Origin of the sequence: Coleofasciculus sp. A1-SPW-01 (assembly GCF_040217205.1) — a bacterium.
Classification (GTDB): domain Bacteria; phylum Cyanobacteriota; class Cyanobacteriia; order Cyanobacteriales; family Coleofasciculaceae; genus Coleofasciculus; species Coleofasciculus chthonoplastes_A.
The window spans coordinates 129362-146603 of the sequence record NZ_JAVJNP010000110.1 but is presented as its reverse complement, the minus strand read 5'-3'; the positions used below and the strand labels follow the sequence as shown (position 1 = coordinate 146603).

Here is a 17242-nt window from a genome sequence, read left to right as displayed (position 1 = left end):
GACAGCAGATAACTTACCCGTGCATAGCTTTCAAACCCTGTTGGCTGATTTAGGCACGATTGTTAACAATCGAATTCAGTCTAATATTCCAGGTGTAAATTTCGACTTTGACAAGGTAACCGAACCGACTCCGGTACAAAGGAAGGCTTTAGATTTGTTGGGCGTCAGCCTGATTTGTACCCAGTGAAGCCGAAAGTGAAATCGCCCTAAGCCAAGATAGGCATACAGTGTAGCGATTTGTCAAAGGGGAACTTCAGTTTAAGGAAATTCATAATGCACTTAAGCCACGCATCAAGAAAATTGAAAATCGTCTATCTAAGAAACTTATTAAGGGTATTCATTTCGAGATTAATGAAAATGAATATCATGAAGAAAAAGATAGTCAGGGAGAGATGGCGCTACTTTATTCCTGGTCAATTAGACCGAATACAAGTAAGAAAAAACTTGCTGCTAAAGTATTTAAGAAACGCGGAGATCATGTCTTAATGTGTATTTTACTCCTTATATCCTGAAGCCGTTCCTGAAGATAAACGCTCAACCCTTGCCGAATTTCTCACCCGCGCCAACTATGGCATGATTCTCGGCAATTTTGAACTTGATTTCGATGACGGTGAAATTCGCTACAAAACCAGCATAGACGTTGAGGGAGATAGGCTCACCCCTACCTTGGTGCAAAATCTTGTCTACACCAATGTCATGACAATGGATCAATATCTCCCTGGTATTCTGGCTATCCTAGAACAGAATCTAACAGCCAAAGATGCACTTGATCGGGTTGAGAAACAACTCGAAACCAATGAACAACCATCGTCATCAGAACGATAATCAAGGAAGTGGTATGTTTGTAGTGAGGACTTTAGTCCTCTTTTCCTCAGCGCTTCTCTCGCCTACGACAAACAGGATTTTATGTAGAGACGTAGCATGCTACGTCTCTACAATGGTGCCGAAAGTCCTAATCGATGTGTCTACTGCTATATGTCGAATGCCACTGACTTAAAGCTGGCGTGGCACAGCCCACCCTACGGTATATCAAAGGTTGCGGCGATACAAAAATGCAAATTTTCAGTGCCATTCAAATTATGTCTCTTTGTGAAACGAATTCACCCGTCGCAAATCTAATGTCAACGGATACTCCGGACTCAATGATAAGGGTGGAATCGAAATGATTCCAGGTGTATGATTCTGAGGAATAAAGCGTTCCAACATCCGTGACTCCGCTTCCCGGTGATTAATGGGAAACTTATCATAAATGATATCATTGGGATGATTAACATAATAGCGACATCCCCCAATTGACCGTTGAGTCCAAGTATCTACAATGTCAAAGACTAATGGGGAATGAGAATTAATCGAAGGATGCAATAACGCCGCATATTCCCTGGCGCGGAAGCGTACCCCACCTACATAGTCTCCCGGTATTCCTGTAGACTTTAATGGCAGTGGATACCCATTACAAGTCACTTGATAACGGGATGAAAAATTATCTGGATTGGGGGAATGTCCCATCGCTCCTCGCAATCTTACCTGTATCCGTTCCATGGAAGAATCCACATAACGAGCGGTTCCACCAGTACCCGTTTCTTCCCCTAAAACGTGCCAGGGTTCGATCGCGTGTCGTAATTCTAACTCTATTCCCTCTCGGCTAATCTCGCCATACTGGGGGAACCGGAACTCAAAAAACGGCTCAAACCACTCCAATTTAAACGGATACCCCGCCTCCTGTAACTCGCGGATCACCTGCCGCAAATCCTCGCCAATGTAGTACGGTAACAGAAAGCGATCGTGCAACCTCGTACCCCAGCGAATTAAGTTCTGGGTATAGGGATGCTCCCAAAACCATGCCACCAGCGCCCGAATTAGCAGCATTTGGAGTAAACTCATTCTCATATTAGGGGGCATTGCAAACGCCCGAAATTCTAATAATCCCAACTGATTGCGGTAATTTTCTACCGGATACAGCTTATCAATACAGAAAGCGCTGCGGTGAGTATTCCCCGTTACATCAACTAAGAGATTTCGTAACAGTCTGTCTACTAATTCTGGCGCTACATCTTCACCCGGCTGTAACGTTTGAAACGCAATTTCTAACTCATACAAACTCTCATGTCGTGCCTCATCCACACGGGGCGATTGACTGGTGGGTCCGACAAATAACCCTGCAAACAAATAAGATAAACTGGGATGATTTTGCCAATAACTAATCAAACTCCTGAGTAAATCCGGACGCCGCAATAAGGGACTCTCTAAGGGCGTTTTGCCGCCAATCGTAATATGGGCACCGCCCCCCGTACTTACCCGCCGTCCATCTAAAGTATATTTTTCAGTTCCCAGACGACAAAGCCGAGCCTCTTCGTGCAGAGTTGTGGTAATTTCAACCAATTCTTGCCAATTTCCGGCTGGATGAATATTTGCCTCAATCACACCTGGATCAGGGGTAATTTGAAACCCTTCAATTCCCCCATTACCGGGAGGGGTATACCCTTCAATTAATACTGGAGTTTTTACCTTTGCCGCTGTTTCTTCAATCGCGGTGATTAAATCTAAGAAACTTCGCGCCGAAGTCAAAGGCGGTAGAAAAATATGCAAAATTCCTTGCCTAGCTTCTACACCTAAGCCAATCCGAATCGTATTATCATGTGAGTCAATAAATTCTGGACTGGGGCGGGCTGGATTCGCCTCCAAGGGGACAATTCCTTCCTGTACCAATTCCTCGGACCAATCAATAGAATTTAGGGGTAAACGGAATCCGGCGGGAGAATCACCAACCAGAAGATTCAGCCTCTCATCAGGAAATCGCCAATGACAGGTACTCCAATACAATTGCTCATCTTTTAATACAGGTAATATTGGTAAAACATACCCACCAATGTCCCCTTCATGTTCATAGGCGGGAATAATACAGTCAGGATTAACACCTAGATGCGTCGCTAACGCCTGAATAAATATCTCCCCTTGTTTGGCGGTATGTCCATAATCTTTCCCTTCCTCTGCATACCACTCTCGATTCTGCCAAATCGGAGTACCATCACTGCGCCAGTAGCATCCTAATGCCCATCGGGGTAAAATCTCACCCGGATACCATTTTCCTAACCCATAATGCAGTAATCCCCCTCCTTTAGAAAACCGGGCTTCCAAACGTTTGAGTAACTGTCCGGCAATTTTGCGTTTCTCGTCACCGAGGGCGGCAATTTGCCATTGGGGAGATTCAAAATCGTCAATGGAGACAAAGGTGGGTTCACCTCCCATGGTTAAGCCCACACCTGCACGGTGTAGGGTTGCGTCTACGGCTTTACCTAAACTATCAATCTGTTGCCATTGGGCTTCTGTATAGGGTTTACTGGGGCTGGCGATGTTCTCATGGCGCGATACCTTCACCGCAAACTCTAACTGAGACGGGCAGGGTTCACTTGTACCCCTCACCGGAGACGCCGCCTCTGGGGTTGGAGTACAGACGAGGGGAATATGTCCTTCCGCTGCTAAGTACCCGGATGTGGGATCTAAACCAATCCAACCAGCGCCGGGAAGATAGACTTCTGCCCAAGCGTGAAAATCGGCACAATCGGCTTCGATGCCTGGGGGTCCATCAACAGGGGGATTGTCTGCTTTGAGTTGAATCAGATAGCCGGAAACAAATCGCGCCGCTAAACCATAATGTCGCAAGATTTGCACCAGTAACCAGGCGGTATCGCGACAGGAACCGACTTTTTTGGTCAGGGTTTCTTCGCAGGATTGAATCCCAGTTTCTAAGCGTATGGTATGAGTAATATCTTGGGCAAGCTGTTGATTAATTGCCCCTAAAAATCCGGTAATATAGATGTCATTTTTTCGATTTTCTTCTACCCAATCAGATAAGAGTTTTCCTGATTCGCTGATATCTAGGAAGGGACTCAGTTCTTTTTGGAGTTGGGGATCATAGTTAAAGGGATAGCGTTCAGCATACTGTTCAACTAAGAAATTGAAGGGATTAATCGGTTGCAGTTGGGCAATAATATCGACTTCAATCGCGAGAGTATCGGTAGGCTTGGGGAAATTCAACCGGGCTAGGCGGTTCCCGTAGGGGTCATTTTGCCAGGTTAAATTATGCTCTTGAGGCTGGATGGTTAGAGAATAACTTTGAATGGGTGTGCGACAGTGAGGGGATGGATGTAATCCTAGGGTGTGAGGACCTAGAATAATGGGGCGCTCGAAGTGATAAGCAAGTTGATGATTTAGGCTAACTTTAATGGGCATTGGTCATCCTTTTGTCATTCGTCATTTGTCATTTGTCATTCGTCATTTGTCATTCGTTATGCCTGTTGTCTCATCCCAACCGTCAACATTAGTTTTGTCCGACTACTTATGTTAAGGCGTAGGTTGGATTAGAGTTTGGAAGCAAACCAGATTTTGTTGGGTTGAGCGAAGTCGAAATTCAACCTACACAATGGCAAGATCTGAGTTAAATCCAACCGACTGGATTGACACACCTAAAATGGTGGATTAGCTTTGTCGATTTTATGGGCGCACGCTATGCGCCCCTACGGTTTCTGAATGGAAGTTGTAGGTTGGGTTGACGCAAGGAAACCCAACGGAATCTAATCCACCGAATTAGCTATGCTACACCACGATGACTTGACAATCGATGGTGTACCTTGTTCGAGTTTCTTCGATCGCCGTTAATTTAGCTGATGTCCGCAACTTGAACAAAAGCGAGCGCTAGGCGTCAGAGATGAGCCGCATTGAGGGCAAAACCGTTTACTGCTTTGCGCTGAAGACGACGATGACGCGGGTGATCCCGATCCCATCCGCATTTCCATATTGCCCATCCGCATTTCCATGGGGTTCATGTTCATTTGCATGTCTCCCATATTCATCGGCTTCATCGGTTCCATGGGTTTCATTGGTTCCATGGGCTTCATCGGTTCCATTGAAGGCATGGATGAAGCGGGGGTGCTATCGACTTGCTGCACTTGCATTTGTTGGGAACTAGACGGAGTTCCACTGGTTACGCTCATGCTGCTTCCTTGCACTTGGATAAAATGATCTCCTTGCGCTGTAGAAATCTTTAACACCACACCGTTAGGCGTGCGGAATACCTCCGGCGGTGATGTCCAGTTTCCGGTTTGAAACCCGTTACTGGCTTGTTGCTGCTGTCCTGGACTCCCACTGAGGGTGGTGACAACTGTCTGTGTTCCTTGATTATCGAGGTAAACTCTGTGGCCCGTGCCTATCTCGCATACGTAAGCCATAATAACCTCTCCCAAAAAATTCTCCTTATATCATTATTCAGGGGAAAGGCACCATTGGTGAAACTTCTTAACAATTGTGTTAGATCACATCCCATCAGTCAGTCAGCAGGGGTGAGGATCGTCATTCGTCATTTGTCAGGGAACAGGGAACAGGCAATAGGCAATGGGCAATAGGCAATAGGTAAGGTAGAGCTTTGAGTTAACTTACTCATCTCCCCCAGCTTCCCTAGCTTCCCCAGCGCCCTCAGCTTCCTCAGCTCCCTCTTCTCCCCTCCTCAGTGCGAATCTCCAAGCGGAACCTCACTTGCGTTTCTGGGAAACTACCCCATGTAATGCCACAGTCGAGGTGGTGCGATCGGCGAAAATTGGCTTCTGGGTTCCCAGCATTTCCAGAATCATCTGGAAGTTCTTGGCATCTAAATCAGCGGTGCGTTCTTGTTCACCATCAGCATAAGTAAACCAAAAGTGACCTTTGTTTTCCAGAGATTTCCACAATGCCTGATAGCTGGTAATTCGTTTCATCCCACCTGCTTCATATCATTTCCTTTTTTTCACCTCCCCCATCTTGTCTATCTCTGTTCCAATTATGCCCATGCTCCAGTCTGGATATCATTGTCGGGCCAATGTACGGCAACAGCAGATGTGGAGTGATCGCCAAAAATCGGCTTCTCTGTATCTAAGATATCGAGCATGATTCGGAAATTGTCTGCATCTAAATCTTCTGTGCGTTCTCTGTCGCCATCAAAATAGGTAAACCAAAAGTGACCTTTATTATCCAGGGGTCTCCACAGTGCCTGATAACTGGTAATCCGTCTCATTTGCATTTCAGGTTTTTTCATATCTGGCTGACTTTGAGTGCTTTTACTTTCCATCGTTGACAGATGCCCCTGTTGCGTTTTAGTTCTAATTATGTACTTATGTTTCGATTTTACGCTAAAGTACCCTGAAACGGAATCACCTAAATCTACCCCTACTTTCCCCCTATTCCAGACGCTTCAACAACATGTTTGAAAAACTGCTCTCCTCGTGCTCCCCTCTCTCAAGCTTCCCCAATAGCTGATACCAAGTTGCAGTCTAACGTAGAATCTGTCATGCTGAGCAGAACGCAGTGAAACGGAGTGACGCGAAGCATCTATCCAGATTCTTCGCTTCGCTCAGAATGACATGATAGAACGCAACTCGGTATGAGGAGGCGATTGAAATCGCGGAACCACACAAACAAAGCTATGGGAAGGGCGCATCGCTATGCGCCCCTACGTGTCGGATTTATGTTGATGAATTACGCCCCGTACTTGCGTAATCGTCCCGCATGTGCCAACGCTAACCCGATCAACTGCACTCCAGGACGCAATCCTAACATCCCCCGCCCACAAGCATATTCATCAAATGTTGCGACATCATCCACTTTGGCATATTTACTATGAATCATCACGGGGACAGGATGCCAACTGTGTTGTCCCATTACCGCCGGGGTGGAATGATCCGCACTCACGACTAACACATCAGGATTAAGTTCAGTAACTAACGGTAAAAGCTGATCCACTTCTTCAATGACTTTTACCTTACCCTCGAAGTTACTATCTTCTCCCTTACTATCGGAATGCTTAACATGGAGGAAATAGAAGTTGTACTTTTCCCCATAAACCTCTTGCAGCGCTTGAAACCGTTGTTTCATGCCACCGGGACGCGGGACAACATCCATGCCGATTAAGCGACTCACGCCCCGATACATGGGATAATCAGCCACACAAACCCCATCAAGTTTAAAGCGATCGCGGATGGCTGGCAAGGGTTGATAGCGTTCAAACCCACGCATTAAAATCCCAGTAGCTTGGTCTTCATCGGCTAAAACCTGCTGTACCTGATCAATAAACGATCGCACCAACTCGGCGGTTTTCTTGGAGTCTTCTGATTCAGGCGTCGGATCTTTAGCGGGAACGCCTGTGGTTTGCGGATCAGTATCCGGTAAATTTCCCCCTAATCCCTGACCCCGTAACACAAATACCGCCCGGTGTTCGCTGACGGTTTCAAAGAAATAGTCCCCTTCAAAATCCAAGCTAACCTTGTCTCGAATCTTTTCACAAAGACGGCGATTCACCTCCGTCGCAATTCGACCCGCCCGTCTATCGGAAACATTACCCTGTTTATCAATCGTGGCAAAATTCACCCGCGCTGCGATATCATTTTCCTTGAGGTCAAACTCGATTCCCAATGCCGATAAAACACCGCGACCCACATTGTATTTCAGGGGGTCATAACCAAATAAAGACAAATGACCCGGACCACTACCCGGTGTAATTCCTGGACCAACAATTTCCAATAGACCACAACTCGATTCTTTTGCCAATTGGTCTAAATTCGGTGTCTGGGCGACTTGTAATTCCGTCCCGCCTTTATCTAGATCGGACAATCCGCCCACCCCATCTAGAATTAAATAAACAATCTTACCACCCTGTTGCCAAGCTAAGTCTTCCCAAACTGTACTGATATCCATAATAATTAGTTTCCCTCAAGCGTCCCTCACTGGCATTGTTAACTGAATGCAGCAAAACAGGCAATTCAACTTAAGGTAGAAACTTTTTCAATTGGGAATTTTGAAGTCTTACAGACCAATTTGTTTACTATACCAACGCTCTCCAATCTATCTACCTTAAGGTAGATATTATTTTTTTCTTTGGGTAGAAGTCAAACGAAGTAATCACCGTTAAGCTTCTTTTAGCTCAATCAAGCAAATCGTGCCATTTTCTGCCAAATTTGGGAGTTAAGACAACCCAGCAGCCTGGCTCTCCCGTACATAAGGTGATAAATTTTCCTTATATGTGTAGCGATTGGCTTGATTTGAAGAAAACCTAGCTTAATCGCTTAATTAGTTGGGTTTCCTTCGTCAACCCAACCTACAAGCTTAACGACAAGCATTAAGCTGCATCTATGTAATGCCTACAGTTCTTCAGGTTGGTCTTTACAGTTTTATCTTTTTCAGCTATGATCGGGGTGAACCTGCTCACATTCACGTTAAGCGAGATCGGCAAATTGCAATATTTTGGCTGGAACCTATTTCTTTAGAAAAGAATCGGGGCTTTAAGGAACACGAGTTGAATCAAATTGCTAAGAAGAAAGGAAGAATATCAAGCTGTGTTGTTGGATGCGTGGCATGACTACTTTAACACTTGAGATAGAACCATTTGCTAGCCAAATTAGCGTCACTGATGAGCGGCTAATTGTAGACTTAGCTGATGGTCGAAGTCTCAGCGTTCCCTTAGCTTGGTATCCACGTTTGATATATGCTTCACCCACAGAACGGCAAAACTGGCAATTACTAGGTGATGGCTACGCGATCGAGTGGACTGATTTAGACGAACATATTGGAATTGAGGGGTTATTGGCAGGTAGACGCAGTGGTGAAAGTCAGCAATCACTTGAGCGTTGGTTGGCTACACGCAGTAGCTCTGCTAGTTAACACCAAATTCGCTAAAGAACTACGTAAAATACAATCAATAGTACAAGCAAATCAACAAACACGCCTGCTCCCAGAGCATCCTTGGCTAATAGCTAAGATGAATTCTGAGGCGATCGCACGCCGCACTCTCCACAATTCCCCAAGTTGGGTTGGCATCATTTTATCAGATATTGGGTATCCTAATATTAAGCCAACTTACGCTGATAGAGGTATGGCGTACCGCATCGAATACTCACCGGAATCAGAGACACATCTACAATATCTAACGGCTCGACAGCAGGCAATTGTCTTGGATACTGTCGATGAGCAACTGATGTATCAACCGACAGTTGAGACAAAAAACCGAAAGCTAATGCGCCCTAATCCCCTTGCTCCTTGGGAACTTCGCATTGGTAATTTGCGCGTCTATTATGATATAGAAGAGGAGCCTGACGCCGTTGTATATATCAATGCTGTCGGCATCAAGGAACGCAATCAAGTTCGTATCGCTGGGGAGATTTATGACCTATGAAAATCGTGGAAATTGGACAGGCAAACGCAACACTGGCTGAATATACCTCTGAGCTAGCTGAGGAACCCGTTATTATTACTAGCAACGGTCAACCTATTGCCGCTTTGATTACATTAGAAAACGTCGATATGGAGACGATTTCACTGAGTACCAATCCTCAATTTATTGAATTAATTGAGCGTTCACGGGAACGTCGTCGCGCTGAGGGAGGAATTTCTAGCACAGAAATGCGGCGTAGACTGGGATTGAGTAATGAAGATAGTTTTTAGTTACATAAGCCATATATCATCCACCAGCCCAAACACCATCCTTATCCGGAATGCCAGACAATCTAAAAAATATCAATCTTGCTTGACTGCCCCCATAATCGCTAATTAAAATATAAACAAGTAAAATTTTTTAGGGAGACTAGCGAGGTATGAGTTCAGTTGCTGACCAATTAGCTAATAGTCCGATTGAACGGTGGGTTAAGAAAGTCGAGTTTGTTAGTTCTGCTAATCTTGAAGACATAGAGGGCAGTGCATCGGGTGTGTATACTTTTAATGAACTGGTTGAAGTTACAGACAGAGAACAACTGGCGAAACGCTCTAAGCCCTCCTATCATTGGCAACCTGACGCTCATGAAAGATGGTGGCGTATTTGGTTTAAGGGAACCTTGGCAAATTCCCAAATATCACTATCATCGGCTTCAGTCATACCCTCAAATTGAACATGACTAGAATCTGGGAAAATATCTGCAAGCCGAGTCACCAGTTTACGGCTTAGGTTTTGGTCAAACAGTAGCTTCAAATATCACCTACCACAGCAATAATACGACGTTCCCGATCAGCCGCAAATGCCAAACACGCTCGGATATCTTCCTCTGTTAACTCCGGGAAATCATCTAAGATTTCTGTATGGGACATTCCCGCCGCCAACCAGCCCAATACATCATACACGGTAATCCGCATTCGTCTAATACAAGGCTTCCCGCCGCGCTTGCCCGGTTCAATGGTGATGATGTTTCGATAACTCATGACTCAGTTAGATTGAGTAGTCTTGATTATCTCAGTTTATCCCAAAACAGTACCCAATCAAGTACCCAATCAATAAACCTAAGTTGGGTTGGCAACCCCTAATCAGATGTTGGATATCCCATATAATCTTTTGTTAGCTGTTTGATAGTGCTATATAACCTAGACTCTATTACCGTAATACGTCATCAAATACCTAGCCGTTTACGGGCTTCTAACAGCGATAATCGTTTAGTTGAACCTGAACGGCGTGCTAAAAATTCCATGAATTCCTGATTTTGACGTAACGCCTCGACTTCAGCCGCAAAATCATCTACAGCGGATAAAACAAACTCCGTCCCATCGGGTTTTATCAGGATAAGAGTATCTTGTTCCGCCAGTTCAATTAACTCGACGACTGTTAAATTAGATTGAGCCAGTTCAATTGTTTTCATAACTTGACTTCCTGACCTCGAATATAAAGTTTGTTATGCTCTTTGTATCCTACGGCAACTACATTGACTATTACAGTTTCCTGAATTACATCATAAAAGACTCGGTAGTTAGCGACCCTTAATTCCCAATTGAACTTGGAACCCGGTCGAAGCGGCTTACGATTCCGAGTTTCTTGCAAAGGTTGATCAGCAAGTTGACGTTCAACTGCATCAAGAATAGTCACTCGCGTAGCCTTATCAAAATACTCCAAATCTTCAATTGCCTCTTCAGTAATTTCAATCGTGAACTTCATTGACTTACTATAGATACTGGAGTCATATCTATCACCCACTAAATTCTTATCTTATACTATCGCCCCAAAAACCTCTGCGTCCCTCTGCGTAAACCTCTGCGCCCCTCTGCGTTAAAAAAACACATCGCTTCCCAGGAACAAAACCCCAACAACAACCCGACGTCTCATCCGAAATCTAGAAACCTGCGAAAGTCCGGGCGGGTTTAGTCACTTATGGGTGCAACCGAAAAGATAATCGTAAAACCCGCCCCTACAGAGGCGTACCGTAAACAGCAAAAACAACGCCCCCTCACAACCAATGGCAGAGGCAACGCTAAGATCATCAAGGACAATTACCCGCCATTGCCCTCATGTCTGATCCAACCCCGATCGCCTCCAACCCAACCCCATCCCTGAATGGAAACCAACCCCCCAGCCAAAACACCATCCGCATCCGGGGTGCCAGACAACATAACCTAAAAAACATTAACCTCGATCTCCCGCGCGATCGCCTAATCGTCTTCACAGGTGTCTCCGGTTCCGGTAAATCCTCCCTCGCCTTTGATACCATCTTCGCTGAAGGGCAACGCCGCTACGTGGAATCCCTCAGCGCCTATGCCCGTCAATTCCTCGGACAACTGGATAAACCCGACGTAGACGCCATTGAAGGCTTAAGCCCCGCCATCTCCATTGACCAAAAATCCACATCCAATAATCCCCGTTCCACTGTGGGTACAGTTACCGAGATTTACGACTACCTGCGCCTATTATTTGGTCGCGCTGGGGAACCCCACTGTCCAATCTGCGATCGCAACATCGCCCCCCAAACCATTGACCAAATGTGCGATCGCGTCATGGAACTTCCCGATCGCACCAAGTTCCATATCCTCGCCCCTGTCGTCCGAGGCAAAAAAGGCACACACAAGAAGCTACTCTCCAGTTTAGCCGCCGAAGGATTTGTTCGCGTCCGCGTCGATGGCGTGATCCAATCTCTTTCTGATCCAATTGAGTTGGATAAAAATTATACCCACACCATTGAAGTGGTGGTTGATCGCCTAATTAAAAAGCCAGGACTCCAGGAACGTTTAACCGACTCCCTGGCAACCTGTCTCAAACTTAGCAGTGGAATTGCGGTAATTCAGGTATTAAATGATTCAAGCGAAGTCCAACCTAACTCAAATTCTAGACCTCCTGACGAAGAAAATACAAGGTCTTCCGATCAACAACTTTCCCAAGAAATCGTCTTTTCCGAAAACTTTGCTTGTCCCGAACATGGCGCGGTGATGGAGGAATTATCTCCTAGACTCTTTTCCTTTAACTCTCCCTATGGCGCTTGTCCTCACTGTCACGGATTAGGCAATTTACGCACTTTTTCCCCCGAACTCGTTATCCCCGAACCAAGCCAACCGATATACTGTGCGATCGCGCCTTGGTCGGATCGAGATAATTCCTATTACTTGTCCCTGCTTTACAATATCGGACAAGCTTATGGTTTTGAACTGGGAACACCATGGCAGAAACTGAACCCGGAACAGAAACAGGTAATTCTCTATGGCGCAGATAATCCAATTTGGATTGAAGAGTATAACGATTACCGCCGTTATCGGGGCGTCATTCCCATCCTACAAAAGCAATATGATGAAACCAGTTCCGATACTTATAAACAGAAATTAGAGCAATATTTAGTCGATCAACCCTGTGAAGTCTGTAAAGGGAAACGATTGAAGCCAGAAACCTTAGCGGTAAGGCTGGGACAATATCGGATTACCGATTTAATTGAGGTTTCCATTAGCGAAAGTCGCCAACGGATTGACCAATTAAATCTATCATCCCGTCAGGCAAAAATAGGTGAACTTGCCCTCAAAGAAATTAAGGCACGATTGCAATTTCTCTTAGATGTCGGCTTAGATTATCTCACCCTAGATCGGGCGGCGATGACTCTTTCTGGTGGAGAAGCCCAGCGAATTCGGCTAGCGACTCAGATTGGTGCAGGATTGACAGGGGTTTTGTATGTATTAGATGAACCGAGTATTGGCTTACATCAACGAGATAATGGACGGTTATTAGCAACTTTGCAGAAATTACGGGATTTAGGAAATACCTTAATTGTGGTGGAACATGATGAAGAAACCATCCGCACCGCTGATTGTATTATTGATATTGGTCCCAAAGCGGGAGTTCATGGGGGCGAGATTGTGGTTCAGGGGAATTTCACGGAATTACTCAATAGTGAAACCTCGTTAACGGGTTCCTATTTATCCGGACGTCAGATCATTGAAACACCAGGGGAACGGCGCAAAGGGAATGGGCGTTTATTGGCTCTCAAAAATGCCCACCGAAATAACCTCAAACATATTGATGTAGAGATTCATTTAGGTAAGTTGGTTTGCATTACTGGGGTTTCCGGTTCCGGGAAATCTACGTTAGTGAATGAACTCCTTTATCCAGCGTTGCAACATCATCTCAGTCGAAAGATACCCTTTCCCAAAGAGTTAGGTAAAGTCAAGGGATTGAATGGCGTAGATAAAGCGATTGTCATTGATCAATCCCCAATTGGTAGAACTCCGCGTTCTAATCCCGCCACCTATACCGGGGTATTTGATGTGATTCGCGGACTCTTTGCTGAAACCATCGAAGCCAAAGCCAGAGGCTATAAAGCTGGACGGTTTTCATTTAACGTGAAAGGGGGACGCTGCGAAGCCTGTGGCGGACAGGGCGTGAATGTGATTGAAATGAATTTTCTCCCCGATGTTTATGTGCAATGTGAGGTTTGCAAAGGCGCAAGATATAACCGAGAAACCTTGCAGGTGAAATATAAGGGATATTCAATTGCTGATGTTTTAAATATGACAGTGGAGGAGGCGTTAGACGTATTTAAGAATATCCCGCGTGCGGTGAATCGGTTACAAACTCTCGTGGATGTAGGCTTAGGTTATGTACATTTAGGACAACCTGCACCCACGTTATCCGGGGGAGAAGCGCAACGGGTAAAATTGGCGACGGAGTTATCGCGACGGGCGACAGGAAAGACGTTGTATTTAATTGATGAACCGACAACGGGGTTATCGTTTTATGATGTGCATCATTTATTAAATGTGTTGCAGCGATTGGTGGATAAGGGGAATTCGGTGTTGGTAATTGAGCATAATTTAGATGTGATTCGTTCTAGCGATTGGGTAATTGATTTAGGTCCTGAGGGGGGAGATAAAGGTGGAGAGGTGATTGCGGTGGGGACACCGGAGGATGTGGCGGAGAATGAACAGTCGTATACGGGGATGTATTTAAAGGAGGTGTTGAAGCAGTATCCGCCAGTTACTGGTAATGTTTGAGATATCGTTTAGCCAGTTGGTAACTGAATGGTTGAAGAACATCCACATCTAATTGTAATCGCTGGACCCAATGGTGCAGGAAAATCGACATCTGCTCCCGCTTTGCTTCCAGTAACTCTCGGCGTCACCGAATATGTAAATGCTGATACAATTGCCCAAGGATTATCCGCATTTGCACCAGAAAGAGCCGCATTTCGCGCTGGACGAATTATGTTAGAGCGATTACAGCAATTGGCAAACGCACGAGTTAATTTTGCTTTTGAAACCACGTTAGCCAGCCGTAGTTTTGCACCGTGGATTGCTAACTTGCGTCAGAACGGTTATCGGTTTCATCTATTTTTCCTGGGATTGCCCAATCCAGAGATAGCGATTGCTCGTGTGCAAGAACGAGTAAGCCTTGGCGGACATGATGTCCCGGAAGAAATCATCCGGCGTCGTTACCATGCAGGTATCCGTAACTTTTTTCAATTGTACAGACCCCTGGCAGATTCTTGGTTTTTCTACGACAATGCCAGTATGGAAGTACCCCGTCTCTTAGCGGCTGGCGAAAGAGAAGATAGTGTTTATGTTGCACAACCCCTAATTTGGCAACGAATTGAGGAAGACTATTATGGCAGATAATTTTGGGAACGATAGAATTTCAGAACTTTTGGCTGATAGAGAAAAAATTAATCAAGCATTGGCTAAAGCTGTGCAAGATGCTTTGCTAAAACACAAACAAGCGGGTAATCCAGTGGCTATTTGGCGTGATGGTAAAGTTGTCTGGATACCTCCAGAGGAAATTTTAGCAGAGAAACATAAACCGTAATTTGCTGTTAAGTATCTGGTAATACTTGATACAGTTAATGTTATTCTAGCTAATCAGATTAAATAGCTATACTTAATTGTCTAATGAAACTAGAGGTATCTAGATATGCGTGATTTATTTCCTGGCTACTACCAACCAACACCCGAAGAGTTTGAGACGCTTTGGCAAGAGGCTATTTTTTCTTTCGATGCCAATATCCTATTAAATATATATCGTTATAGTGCGGAAACCAGAGAAAGGCTTTTTGAGATTATTGAACGCCTGATAGAGCGAATCTGGATACCGCATCAAGTGGCGTATGAGTATCAAAAGGAACGTCTTACGGTAATCTCTCAGCAATCCAAACCTTATGATGAAATACGGGAGCTACTGGACGATGAACTGGAAAAGCTTAAGAAAAAGTTGGAAGAATATAGCAAACGACACTCATTCACTGATTGTGTTGATTCTCAAAAAATAATCCAAACGATTGAAAGGGCTAATAAACGAGTGTATAAAATTTTGGAGGAAGGAAGAGAAAAATATCCAGACTTATTGGATGATGATGAATTTAGGGAGAAGCTTACTAATTTGTTAGAGGGTAAAGTTGGAAAACCTTACTCAGATGAGGAGTTGGACAAAATTTATAAAGATGCTAAAAAGCGTTTTGAAAAGAATCAACCTCCTGGATATATGGATGATCGGGGTAAGAATAAAAAAGATGAACCTGAAAAATATGGAGATGTTGTTATTTGGCGTCAGTTAATCGATTATGCAAAATCTCAGAATAAATCTCTGATATTCGTAACAGATGATCAAAAAGAAGATTGGTGGTTAAAGCATCAAGGGAAAACAATTGGCGTTCGACCTGAGTTAGTGCAAGAGATGCTTGAAAAGGCAGGAGTGAATTTTTATTTATATACAGGGGATAAATTTCTAGAGTATGCTAGCAGTTTCCTGAAACTTACTGAGCAACCAGAAGCTATTGAAGAGGCTAGAGAGGTTAGGTTGCAAACATCTTCCTACTATAGTATGATTAATGATATTCAACGGCAAATCAATCAGTATCAGCTACCAAAAACTTCGATTGATGATATTCAACGGCAAATCAATCTGTTCCGCAATGGAACAGATTGATTTTAGGGGTTAGGTATTCTGGTTAGTGGGGTATGCTAAATTTTAATCAAATCCACCCTGAAAACCTGCGATCGCGTATTTGTAGGGGCGGGTTTGACGTCAAACTGATGCAACTCACCATTTACTGATATAAACCCGCCCCGATCGCATCCTGGATGTAACAGATTTATTATATTGGTGGGGTATCCTAAATCTTACCCATCTTGAGAAAGTGCGATCGCGCTTTCGCTGTTGACCAATTTTGCTCCGGATGAGTAGCCAGTTTCCTCGAATCCTATAGTTACGAACATCTACCCGAAGCAATCAGTATTCCACTATGAGTCGTATTCACCCCTATTTTATCCCCGCGATCGCAGGACTGATTATTGCTGGTGTTGGTGGCTGGGGTTGGCTAGCTGCAAATAGTAAGGGAATTCCTGACAATCCCGTCGAAACTTCTTCTGAGTCATCCTCTCCCCCACAAGCAAATCCTGACTTAACCACCTCACTTATCGCCCAACCGGATTCTTCGGTTATCCCGGAGGTGAATCCAGCCTCGACGCCTCAACCCGCCGATGCGGTTGAAACCATAACCCTCAACATTTACCGCACTGATAGCCAATGTGAAACCCTTGTTCCTAAACCCGTTGCTGTTGCAGCAGAAACTCCGGTAACGGCGTCTGTGGGAAATGTTGTCGCCCAAGTGAGTTCGGGGGATTTGGATTTAGCAGGTTATCGCGTGAATCTCGATAACGGTATCGCTACCATCGATTTGCGCTTATCTCCAGATTCCCAGCGTCAATTTGTATCCCTTTCAATGTGCGAACAATTGGCATTATTTGGTGGTATCCGCAAAACTTTGTTAGAAAACCCCCGACTCAATATTAAAAATGTTCGCTTTACAGATAAAGGACAAGACATTGTTTTTTAAGGGTCATTTGTCATTCGTCATTTGTTGAAGATGACTTGCACTTTAATCGGGGCGGGTTTAGTGATATCAGGGTGAAAACCTAATGTTAATGGTAAAACCCGCCCCTACAACAGACGTTCCGCCGGAACGTCTCTACAATTTCTCCCCTATCTCCCTCATCTCCCTAT

Annotated in this window: 18 protein-coding genes and 3 pseudogenes; 12 read left to right on the top strand and 9 right to left on the bottom strand. The window is 44.8% G+C overall.

The features are described 5' to 3' along the window. Together RH949_RS17265 and RH949_RS17260 are read left to right on the top strand one after the other, a co-directional pair. Window positions 1-187, top strand: a pseudogene (locus tag RH949_RS17265) (IS1634 family transposase); the annotation flags it as partial. Between the two features lie 341 nt (window positions 188-528). Then, window positions 529-825 (top strand): annotated as a pseudogene (locus RH949_RS17260) (YbjN domain-containing protein); the annotation flags it as partial. Window positions 826-1077: 252 nt separating this feature from the next. Here the strand turns inward: RH949_RS17260 and RH949_RS17255 are convergent. The 5 genes from RH949_RS17255 to RH949_RS17235 form a co-directional block, all read right to left on the bottom strand. Next, window positions 1078-4230: a transglutaminase family protein gene (locus RH949_RS17255; protein ID WP_446354817.1), complete on the bottom strand. Its 3153-nt coding sequence runs from the start codon at window positions 4228-4230 to the stop codon at window positions 1078-1080. A 422-nt stretch (window positions 4231-4652) separates the two neighbouring features. Further along, window positions 4653-5225 (bottom strand): zinc ribbon domain-containing protein, encoded by a 573-nt coding sequence (locus tag RH949_RS17250; protein WP_006099162.1) that lies wholly within the window; start codon window positions 5223-5225, stop codon window positions 4653-4655. A gap of 300 nt (window positions 5226-5525) precedes the next feature. Continuing rightward, window positions 5526-5747, bottom strand: a complete 222-nt coding sequence (locus RH949_RS17245; RefSeq protein ID WP_006099246.1) for a hypothetical protein — start codon at window positions 5745-5747, stop codon at window positions 5526-5528. 62 nt (window positions 5748-5809) lie between these two features. Further along, complete coding sequence (locus RH949_RS17240; RefSeq protein ID WP_232231658.1) at window positions 5810-6064, bottom strand: hypothetical protein; 255 nt, start codon at window positions 6062-6064, stop codon at window positions 5810-5812. A gap of 440 nt (window positions 6065-6504) precedes the next feature. Next, window positions 6505-7719 (bottom strand): 2,3-bisphosphoglycerate-independent phosphoglycerate mutase, encoded by a 1215-nt coding sequence (locus RH949_RS17235; protein WP_006099235.1) that lies wholly within the window; start codon window positions 7717-7719, stop codon window positions 6505-6507. A gap of 439 nt (window positions 7720-8158) precedes the next feature. Between RH949_RS17235 and RH949_RS17230 the strand changes: the two genes are divergently transcribed. The 5 genes from RH949_RS17230 (at window position 8159) to RH949_RS17210 (ending at window position 9902) form a co-directional block, all read left to right on the top strand. Next, window positions 8159-8380, top strand: coding sequence for a DUF4160 domain-containing protein (locus RH949_RS17230; RefSeq protein WP_446354814.1), 222 nt, complete (start codon window positions 8159-8161; stop codon window positions 8378-8380). Continuing rightward, window positions 8377-8682, top strand: a complete 306-nt coding sequence (locus RH949_RS17225; RefSeq protein WP_006099564.1) for a DUF2442 domain-containing protein — start codon at window positions 8377-8379, stop codon at window positions 8680-8682. The genes RH949_RS17230 and RH949_RS17225 overlap by 4 nt, the downstream gene beginning before the upstream one ends. Before the next feature lie 97 nt (window positions 8683-8779). Further along, complete coding sequence (locus RH949_RS17220) at window positions 8780-9193, top strand: type II toxin-antitoxin system RelE family toxin (RefSeq protein ID WP_052307434.1); 414 nt, start codon at window positions 8780-8782, stop codon at window positions 9191-9193. Further along, on the top strand, window positions 9190-9462 hold the full coding sequence (locus tag RH949_RS17215; protein WP_006099462.1) for a type II toxin-antitoxin system Phd/YefM family antitoxin: 273 nt from the start codon (window positions 9190-9192) through the stop codon (window positions 9460-9462). The genes RH949_RS17220 and RH949_RS17215 overlap by 4 nt, the downstream gene beginning before the upstream one ends. A gap of 149 nt (window positions 9463-9611) precedes the next feature. Continuing rightward, window positions 9612-9902 (top strand): hypothetical protein, encoded by a 291-nt coding sequence (locus RH949_RS17210; protein WP_006099228.1) that lies wholly within the window; start codon window positions 9612-9614, stop codon window positions 9900-9902. Here the strand turns inward: RH949_RS17210 and RH949_RS17205 are convergent. From RH949_RS17205 to RH949_RS17190, 4 genes and pseudogenes are all read right to left on the bottom strand, one after another. After that, a pseudogene (locus RH949_RS17205) lies at window positions 9845-9982 on the bottom strand (DUF5615 family PIN-like protein); the annotation flags it as partial. The gene RH949_RS17210 and the pseudogene RH949_RS17205 overlap by 58 nt on opposite strands. After that, complete coding sequence (locus RH949_RS17200) at window positions 9979-10209, bottom strand: DUF433 domain-containing protein (RefSeq protein WP_044205516.1); 231 nt, start codon at window positions 10207-10209, stop codon at window positions 9979-9981. The gene RH949_RS17200 and the pseudogene RH949_RS17205, both read right to left, overlap by 4 nt. Window positions 10210-10394: 185 nt before the next feature. Further along, the gene (locus tag RH949_RS17195) at window positions 10395-10640 is read right to left on the bottom strand and encodes a hypothetical protein (RefSeq protein WP_044205515.1); all 246 of its coding nucleotides are present in this window, start codon (window positions 10638-10640) and stop codon (window positions 10395-10397) included. Continuing rightward, window positions 10637-10933, bottom strand: a complete 297-nt coding sequence (locus RH949_RS17190) for a type II toxin-antitoxin system RelE family toxin (protein ID WP_006099298.1) — start codon at window positions 10931-10933, stop codon at window positions 10637-10639. The genes RH949_RS17195 and RH949_RS17190 overlap by 4 nt, the downstream gene beginning before the upstream one ends. Before the next feature lie 350 nt (window positions 10934-11283). Here RH949_RS17190 and uvrA point away from each other — a divergent pair, with 350 nt between their 5' ends. From uvrA to RH949_RS17165, 5 genes are all read left to right on the top strand, one after another. Beyond that, window positions 11284-14241 (top strand): excinuclease ABC subunit UvrA, encoded by a 2958-nt coding sequence (gene uvrA, locus RH949_RS17185; protein WP_446354810.1) that lies wholly within the window; start codon window positions 11284-11286, stop codon window positions 14239-14241. Window positions 14242-14268: 27 nt separating this feature from the next. Beyond that, window positions 14269-14862: a zeta toxin family protein gene (locus tag RH949_RS17180; protein WP_446354808.1), complete on the top strand. Its 594-nt coding sequence runs from the start codon at window positions 14269-14271 to the stop codon at window positions 14860-14862. Continuing rightward, window positions 14852-15049, top strand: coding sequence for a hypothetical protein (locus RH949_RS17175; RefSeq protein WP_446354806.1), 198 nt, complete (start codon window positions 14852-14854; stop codon window positions 15047-15049). Before RH949_RS17180 ends, RH949_RS17175 begins: the two co-directional genes overlap by 11 nt. A 105-nt stretch (window positions 15050-15154) precedes the next feature. After that, the gene (locus RH949_RS17170) at window positions 15155-16165 is read left to right on the top strand and encodes a PIN domain-containing protein (protein WP_446354804.1); all 1011 of its coding nucleotides are present in this window, start codon (window positions 15155-15157) and stop codon (window positions 16163-16165) included. A 316-nt stretch (window positions 16166-16481) separates the two neighbouring features. Further along, complete coding sequence (locus RH949_RS17165; protein ID WP_006099375.1) at window positions 16482-17075, top strand: hypothetical protein; 594 nt, start codon at window positions 16482-16484, stop codon at window positions 17073-17075. Window positions 17076-17242 lie beyond the last annotated feature (167 nt).

Excerpts from the sequence above, each read along its gene's own strand:
- RH949_RS17255 (WP_446354817.1), bottom strand. The coding sequence starts at position 4,230 with ATGCCCATTAAAGTTAGCCTAAATCATCAACTTGCTTATCACTTCGAG.
- RH949_RS17250 (WP_006099162.1), bottom strand. The coding sequence starts at position 5,225 with ATGGCTTACGTATGCGAGATAGGCACGGGCCACAGAGTTTACCTCGAT.
- RH949_RS17245 (WP_006099246.1), bottom strand. The coding sequence starts at position 5,747 with ATGAAACGAATTACCAGCTATCAGGCATTGTGGAAATCTCTGGAAAAC.
- RH949_RS17240 (WP_232231658.1), bottom strand. The coding sequence starts at position 6,064 with ATGAAAAAACCTGAAATGCAAATGAGACGGATTACCAGTTATCAGGCA.
- RH949_RS17235 (WP_006099235.1), bottom strand. The coding sequence starts at position 7,719 with ATGGATATCAGTACAGTTTGGGAAGACTTAGCTTGGCAACAGGGTGGT.
- RH949_RS17230 (WP_446354814.1), top strand. The coding sequence starts at position 8,159 with ATGCCTACAGTTCTTCAGGTTGGTCTTTACAGTTTTATCTTTTTCAGC.
- RH949_RS17225 (WP_006099564.1), top strand. The coding sequence starts at position 8,377 with ATGACTACTTTAACACTTGAGATAGAACCATTTGCTAGCCAAATTAGC.
- RH949_RS17220 (WP_052307434.1), top strand. The coding sequence starts at position 8,780 with ATGAATTCTGAGGCGATCGCACGCCGCACTCTCCACAATTCCCCAAGT.
- RH949_RS17215 (WP_006099462.1), top strand. The coding sequence starts at position 9,190 with ATGAAAATCGTGGAAATTGGACAGGCAAACGCAACACTGGCTGAATAT.
- RH949_RS17210 (WP_006099228.1), top strand. The coding sequence starts at position 9,612 with ATGAGTTCAGTTGCTGACCAATTAGCTAATAGTCCGATTGAACGGTGG.
- RH949_RS17200 (WP_044205516.1), bottom strand. The coding sequence starts at position 10,209 with ATGAGTTATCGAAACATCATCACCATTGAACCGGGCAAGCGCGGCGGG.
- RH949_RS17195 (WP_044205515.1), bottom strand. The coding sequence starts at position 10,640 with ATGAAAACAATTGAACTGGCTCAATCTAATTTAACAGTCGTCGAGTTA.
- RH949_RS17190 (WP_006099298.1), bottom strand. The coding sequence starts at position 10,933 with ATGAAGTTCACGATTGAAATTACTGAAGAGGCAATTGAAGATTTGGAG.
- uvrA (WP_446354810.1), top strand. The coding sequence starts at position 11,284 with ATGTCTGATCCAACCCCGATCGCCTCCAACCCAACCCCATCCCTGAAT.
- RH949_RS17180 (WP_446354808.1), top strand. The coding sequence starts at position 14,269 with ATGGTTGAAGAACATCCACATCTAATTGTAATCGCTGGACCCAATGGT.
- RH949_RS17175 (WP_446354806.1), top strand. The coding sequence starts at position 14,852 with ATGGCAGATAATTTTGGGAACGATAGAATTTCAGAACTTTTGGCTGAT.
- RH949_RS17170 (WP_446354804.1), top strand. The coding sequence starts at position 15,155 with ATGCGTGATTTATTTCCTGGCTACTACCAACCAACACCCGAAGAGTTT.
- RH949_RS17165 (WP_006099375.1), top strand. The coding sequence starts at position 16,482 with ATGAGTCGTATTCACCCCTATTTTATCCCCGCGATCGCAGGACTGATT.